The 5,320-nt window shown below is 64.8% G+C and carries 8 protein-coding genes and 1 pseudogene; 3 read left to right on the plus strand and 6 right to left on the minus strand.

Features of this window, described 5'->3' with window-relative positions; translation table 11 throughout:
- From pdxY to JHD07_RS21465, 3 genes are all read right to left on the minus strand, one after another.
- Window positions 1-734, minus strand: a 734-nt coding sequence (pdxY, locus tag JHD07_RS21455) for a pyridoxal kinase (RefSeq protein WP_291625536.1), incomplete at its 3' end; no start/stop codon positions are given.
- Between the two features lie 40 nt (window positions 735-774).
- Complete coding sequence (locus JHD07_RS21460) at window positions 775-1,416, minus strand: FMN-binding negative transcriptional regulator (protein WP_291625538.1); 642 nt, start codon at window positions 1,414-1,416, stop codon at window positions 775-777.
- A 100-nt stretch (window positions 1,417-1,516) separates the two neighbouring features.
- Window positions 1,517-2,149 (minus strand): TetR family transcriptional regulator, encoded by a 633-nt coding sequence (locus JHD07_RS21465; RefSeq protein WP_291625540.1) that lies wholly within the window; start codon window positions 2,147-2,149, stop codon window positions 1,517-1,519.
- An 85-nt stretch (window positions 2,150-2,234) separates the two neighbouring features.
- Here JHD07_RS21465 and JHD07_RS21470 point away from each other — a divergent pair, with 85 nt between their 5' ends.
- From JHD07_RS21470 to JHD07_RS21480, 3 genes are all read left to right on the plus strand, one after another.
- A complete protein-coding gene (locus JHD07_RS21470; protein ID WP_291625542.1) occupies window positions 2,235-2,900 on the plus strand; it encodes a class I SAM-dependent methyltransferase in 666 nt (221 codons plus the stop codon).
- A 209-nt stretch (window positions 2,901-3,109) separates the two neighbouring features.
- The gene (locus tag JHD07_RS21475; protein ID WP_291625544.1) at window positions 3,110-3,454 is read left to right on the plus strand and encodes a multidrug efflux SMR transporter; all 345 of its coding nucleotides are present in this window, start codon (window positions 3,110-3,112) and stop codon (window positions 3,452-3,454) included.
- On the plus strand, window positions 3,454-4,023 hold the full coding sequence (locus JHD07_RS21480; RefSeq protein ID WP_291625546.1) for a TetR family transcriptional regulator: 570 nt from the start codon (window positions 3,454-3,456) through the stop codon (window positions 4,021-4,023). Before JHD07_RS21475 ends, JHD07_RS21480 begins: the two co-directional genes overlap by 1 nt.
- Before the next feature lie 150 nt (window positions 4,024-4,173).
- On the opposite strand, the gene JHD07_RS21485 is transcribed toward JHD07_RS21480, so the two are convergent.
- From JHD07_RS21485 to JHD07_RS21495, 3 genes and pseudogenes are all read right to left on the minus strand, one after another.
- Entirely contained in the window at window positions 4,174-4,380 is a 207-nt protein-coding gene (locus JHD07_RS21485; RefSeq protein ID WP_366864947.1) for a hypothetical protein, read from the minus strand.
- 128 nt (window positions 4,381-4,508) lie between these two features.
- Entirely contained in the window at window positions 4,509-4,790 is a 282-nt protein-coding gene (locus JHD07_RS21490; RefSeq protein WP_366864949.1) for a hypothetical protein, read from the minus strand.
- 200 nt (window positions 4,791-4,990) lie between these two features.
- Window positions 4,991-5,320: pseudogene (locus JHD07_RS21495) on the minus strand (3-hydroxybenzoate 4-monooxygenase); the annotation flags it as partial.

Here is a 5,320-nt window from a genome sequence, read left to right on the forward strand (position 1 = left end):
ATCGTGTCGACCGCAAGCCGTACGGCTGACTGCAGCGTCTCGCCCTTGGCCAGGTGCGCCGCGATCAGCCCGCTGAGGAGATCGCCGGTTCCGTAGGGGCGGATCGGCAGGCGCGGCGTCGCAAAGCGAGACAATCGGCCGCCGGCGCACAGGATCGTCTCCACCTGCCCCGCCGCGGTGTCAGCGAGGGCGCAACCGGTGGCGACGACGTCGGTGCGTCCCGCCCCTGCCAGCACGGCACACGCTGCGCTCAGGCCCTCGGCATCGGCAATCGTCACTCCCGAGAGCAGCTCGAGCTCGAACTGGTTCGGCGTCGTGACGTTCGCCGCCGGCAGCAGCCGGTGCCGGACCACGTCCAAAATGCCGTCGGCGACATAGACGCGGCCATCGTCGCCGATCACGGGATCGCAGAGATAAACCAGCTTCGCATTCCGCGCGCGCGCCCGCTCGACGAAATCGGCGATCACGACGGCATTGCCGGGCGAGCCCAGATAGCCGGTGACGAGCACCGCGGCCTCCTCGACCAAGCCGCGCTCCTCGACACCCTTCAGGAGATCGGCGACGAGTTCGCTGTCCAGCACCCGCCCGCGCAGGCTCGGATAGCGCGGATGATTGGACAGCAGCGTCGTCGGCACGGCCGCGACGTTCACGCCCTCCGCCTGCATGGCATAGGCAGCCGCGCTGTTGCCGACATGGCCGTGGACCACCTGGCTCTGGATGGAGATGACGAGCATGAGGGAGGTCCGTAAGATCAAACGTTCCGCGAGGCAAGCGTTACGGCATCTCGTATCCAAGCCCCTGCCGCAGCGCCTGCATCTTGCGCGCCAATCGCCGGTGACCCGACTCCTCCGACCGTGCCAATCGATCGGCGATTGCGACATGGTCAGCATCGCTCTTGTGCTGGTTGAGCTTGGCCTGCCCTTCGACCTCATCCACCACGAGATCGACGACGCGGATCGCAGCCAGCATGCTCTCGCGCTTGCCCGGCTCCATCTGCGCGAGGTCCCAGGGTTCCTTCGGTAAGCGCGCCTCGGAGACTGCGAGCAGCGCATCGCCGTGTCCGCGGTTCTCGTCGAACCCGCGCAGATGAGCTGCGCCCGACAGGTGCACCGCTTCGTAAAGCCAAGTCGAGACGTTGTCGCGCGAGGCATACCAGTCGTTGGAGACATAGGCATCGTCGCCGGTAACGATCAGCAGAAATCGTCTGCGGCCATCGGCCAGCGCCACAAGCGGATTCTTGGCGGTGAAGTGAAGCTGCACGACAGTGTGCCCGCCGCGCTCGGTCAGCACGAATGGCACGTGAGAAGCCCGCGGCCCGCGCTCGTCCGCCGCCACGATCACGCCGAAGCCGCGAGATGCGGCAAATTCCAGCGCGCGCTGCGTCTCGATGCGAAATTGGGCGCGGAGAACGTGCATGGCGCGGGGCTCGATGACTGGATGACGAACGCGGCGAGGCTAACCCATAATCCCCCAAAATCTGAATAACAATCAACCTTCGAATGCCGGCGGCAATCCCTCAGCGTCGCGCCAGCCTCGTCAGATAGGCGCAGAACATATCGCCCATGGCGTCGGCATAGGCCGCGATCTCCGCCTCGCTCCGCCTCTCCTCCGAGAAACTCCTGCCGACCTCGCTCAGCGTTGTCGTGATCAGCTCGCCGGCGAGGATGCGTGTCGAATCCGAGGCTTTGGGCAGTGCCTCCTGCATGAAGGCGGCGACGATGCCCTCGCCCGCCGCCCGTGCGTCCTGCGCCTCCGGTGCATCGCGATAGAGTGGCGCGGCATCATTGAGCGCGACGCGGATCGCAGCTTCCTCGCACTCGGAGCGGATGAAGGCGTAAACCAGCGCGCGCAGCCGCGCCAGCGGCGGCCTCGCCCGGTCCGCGAGGATGCCGGCGAGCAGCTCGCTGGTGCGCCGCCACTCATCGCTCTGGAGGCGGAACAAGATCGCCGCCTTGTTCGGAAAATATTGATAGAGCGATCCGACGCTCACGCCGGCCCGCTCCGCCACCCGCGCCGTCGTGAAGCGTTGCGCACCCTCCTTCGCCAGAACCTGAACAGCGGCATCCAGGATGGCCGCCACCAACTCGTTCGAGCGGACCTGTTGCGGCTGCTTTCGTGAGGAAATTGAACGGCTTCGACGGTCGGCCATGGCGCCTGCGGGCAATGCGAATAGGAAATGCGACGAATTAGTCGTATTTCGATCTCCGCGCAAGCACGCGCTTCTGGAGACACAAATGACCACATCAACGATCACATCGCTTGCGCCGCTGCTGGATCGCCTGTTCGACGAGGCCGACGCAGCAAGCGGCGCAACGCTGGCCGCCGTCGCCGATCTGTCCGATGCCGACCGGACGCGGATGATGCGGAGCAAGTCCGCTCACCGCGAACTCTATGGACGCCTGAAGGACGCTCCGCTCGCGGTCTCCCGCGAGACCGGCCGCCTGCTCTACATGCTGGCGCGCAGCTCCCACGCCAGAGCGATCGTCGAGTTCGGCGCCTCCTTCGGCATCTCGACCCTGCACCTTGCCGCAGCTCTGCGCGACAATGGCGGCGGCCGCCTCGTCACCTCTGAGTTCGAGCCGTCCAAGGCGGCGCGGGCGCGAGACAACCTCTCGGCTGGCGGCGTGCTCGATCTCGTCGACATCCGCGAGGGCGATGCATTGACGACGCTCAAGTCCGATCTGCCAGAGAGGATCGATCTCGTGCTGCTCGACGGTGCCAAGGCGCTCTACCCGGATATCCTCGATCTGCTCGAAGACCGTCTCAGGCCGGGCGCGATCATCGTCGCCGACAATGCCGACGACAGCCCCGACTATCTGGAGCGGGTGCGCAAGCCCGGAAGCGGCTACATGTCCACGGCCTTCGCCGACGACGTCGAGCTCTCGGTGCGAATCGATTGAGTGCACGTTCCACCGTCGCATCTTACGGAGCCGGCGCACGATTCATCGCGTGGCGGCTTCTCCGCCATTGGCGGTCGCCCGCGGAACCGCGCGCCTGTCGCAGGCTCGTCACTCAGTCGTGATATCTGCTCCTGACTAAAGCCATGTTCCGCGTGCTAAACAAACCTACCGCGCGGTATCTTTCGAGCCGCGCCAGGCCCGAGCTCGTCATGACATCCGCCTTCCATGCCTATGCGGCACTCGCCCTCGCCATTGTCTTCGAGGTCACCGCCTCCGCGTTTCTGCAGCAGTCGGCGCAGTTCACGCGGCCATGGCCGACGCTGGCCATGGTGGTGTTCTACGTCGCCTCGTTCTATGCGCTGTCGATCGCGATCCGCGTCATTCCCCTCAGTATCGCCTATGCCATCTGGGGCGGGGTCGGCATCATCCTGACCGCCACGGTCTCCTTCGTGCTGTTCCGTCAGATGCTGGATGCCGCCGCCTTCGTCGGCATCGCGCTGATCGTGTCAGGGGTCGTGATCATCAACCTGTTCTCGGAGACCACGGTGCATTGATGCCGGACAGCGGCTACACCCGCGCCAAGCAGCCTGAGCAGGTGCGGCGCGCTTTGCTTGATCACGCGGCTGCCATCGCGCTGGACCATGGCGTCTCCGGCGTCACGGTGCAGGCGGTCGCGGCGGCCGCCGGCGTCACCAAGGGCGGGCTGTTTCATCATTTCGGCAGCAAGCAGGCGCTGATCGAGGGCCTGTTCGCCGATCTCCTCGCCCGCGTCGATGCCGAGATCGACAATAACATCGAGCAGGATCCCAGGCCGCGCGGCAGATTCACACGCGCCTATGTAAATGCGGTGTTCACCGGCAAGGCGTTCGGCTTCGCGACGCCCTGGGCGGCGCTGAGCATGGTCGTCGTCACCGATCCCTCGCTGCGCCGGCTCTGGAACGACTGGATCAAGGCCCGGCTCAAGCGCCATCGCGCTACCGACAGCGCGCCCGATCTTCACGTCGTCCGCCTCGCCGCCGACGGCGCCTGGCTGTCCTATGTCACGACGGGACAGACCCGCATGAGCGCGGACCTGCGTGCCGTGCACGACCGGCTGATCGCGCAGACCTATCGGCGCGCTTAGTGGGACCCGGGACGTCGGTGAGTTTGTTCAGCACCGGCACGAGCGGAAGTGGCGATGACTGCGACGATCCTGCGCCGGGCCATTGATCATCGAGGGCGCGACCAAGCCGCGCCCCGTTAAAACAGCAAAATCAAGATTGCCCCCCGGCGGTCACGCCGCCGACAGTTGATCGAATTCGGGCGGCGCGTAGGCCTTGCCGTCCTGGTCGGTGATGACAACCTGCCATCCCTCGCTCGCCCAAACTTTCGCCTTCGCCACGATGAGCAGCCGGCTCTCGCGTGCGAAACTGTATTTCTCGTTGTCGCGTTCTGCGACCATCTTGTAGGCCAATTCGCATCCCCTTGCGTCGCCCTGCACCCGGCCTCCTCGTGGCAGCGGGCTTTGGCGGCAATTCGCCGGGAGCGTGGCAATTTGGTGCCCATCCGAGAGGCGCGCGGCGGGAAACGGCCTGAAGCGCCATGACCACTCATCCGGTTTCATGCGCTTCAATGCACGCGTATGACATGGGGGCGGCCCAGATTGATCAACCCCTGCACCGCCGAGAGGCGGTCATCGAGGGCTGCAATGGTGAGCAGCAGGTTGTTGCGCCGCTCGTCGAGGATTCCCATCTCGGCGCCGGTGAGCTTTGCGCTCGCCCGTTCCTTGTGGATCGCTTCGAGGGATTCGCGCAGTCCGGCAATCAGGCCGGTCAGCTGCTTGGCCTCCTTGGTCATTGATCGTTTCGCGACACTTTGCTGACGGCGCGTCTCCGCTTGGGTTTGTCTCATCGTCATCCTCCGGTGCCCCGCTGCCCCGAGTGGATGCTTACAGCTTTGGGTACACATATTACGATCGATGAAATCTGCCCGCGAAGAACTTTCATAAATTGTACGCGCACGGAACTCGTGCCCATACGTGAGCAGAAAGCCCGTCACGATGGCCGGGCTTTCACTGTGTCATAAGCGCGGCGAACAGGATGCCGGAGACGTCAGCCGACCTTCTGCATGAAGCCGTCGAAGTACGAGGCGAGGCCCGCATAGTCATCGAGGCGCAGCACCTGCGCGACATATTGATCCGGGCGTACCACCACCATGCAGCCGGCCTTTCGATCGATGCCGCGCATTGCGAAAACGTCATGGCCGCTCTTGAGGTCCGGACAGAACATCTTTTCGTAGTCGATCAGGCCATAGCGGCCTTTGCGCGGAAGCAGCAGCGGCGGCATGGCCGCGACGGCAAGCTCGCGATGATCCTGCTGGAAGACGGCGCGCAGGTCGATCACGCTGTCGATGTCTGCGCCAACAGGCGTATATCGCTTCAC

It is taken from the genome of Bradyrhizobium sp., from assembly GCF_016462955.1.
GTDB lineage: Bacteria > Pseudomonadota > Alphaproteobacteria > Rhizobiales > Xanthobacteraceae > Bradyrhizobium.

Bases quoted from the DNA above. Each gene is read 5' to 3' on its own strand.
- JHD07_RS21480 (WP_291625546.1), top strand. From the start codon at position 3,454: ATGCCGGACAGCGGCTACACCCGCGCCAAGCAGCCTGAGCAGGTGCGG.
- JHD07_RS21470 (WP_291625542.1), top strand. From the start codon at position 2,235: ATGACCACATCAACGATCACATCGCTTGCGCCGCTGCTGGATCGCCTG.
- JHD07_RS21460 (WP_291625538.1), bottom strand. From the start codon at position 1,416: ATGCACGTTCTCCGCGCCCAATTTCGCATCGAGACGCAGCGCGCGCTG.
- JHD07_RS21465 (WP_291625540.1), bottom strand. From the start codon at position 2,149: ATGGCCGACCGTCGAAGCCGTTCAATTTCCTCACGAAAGCAGCCGCAA.
- JHD07_RS21490 (WP_366864949.1), bottom strand. From the start codon at position 4,790: ATGAGACAAACCCAAGCGGAGACGCGCCGTCAGCAAAGTGTCGCGAAA.
- JHD07_RS21475 (WP_291625544.1), top strand. From the start codon at position 3,110: ATGACATCCGCCTTCCATGCCTATGCGGCACTCGCCCTCGCCATTGTC.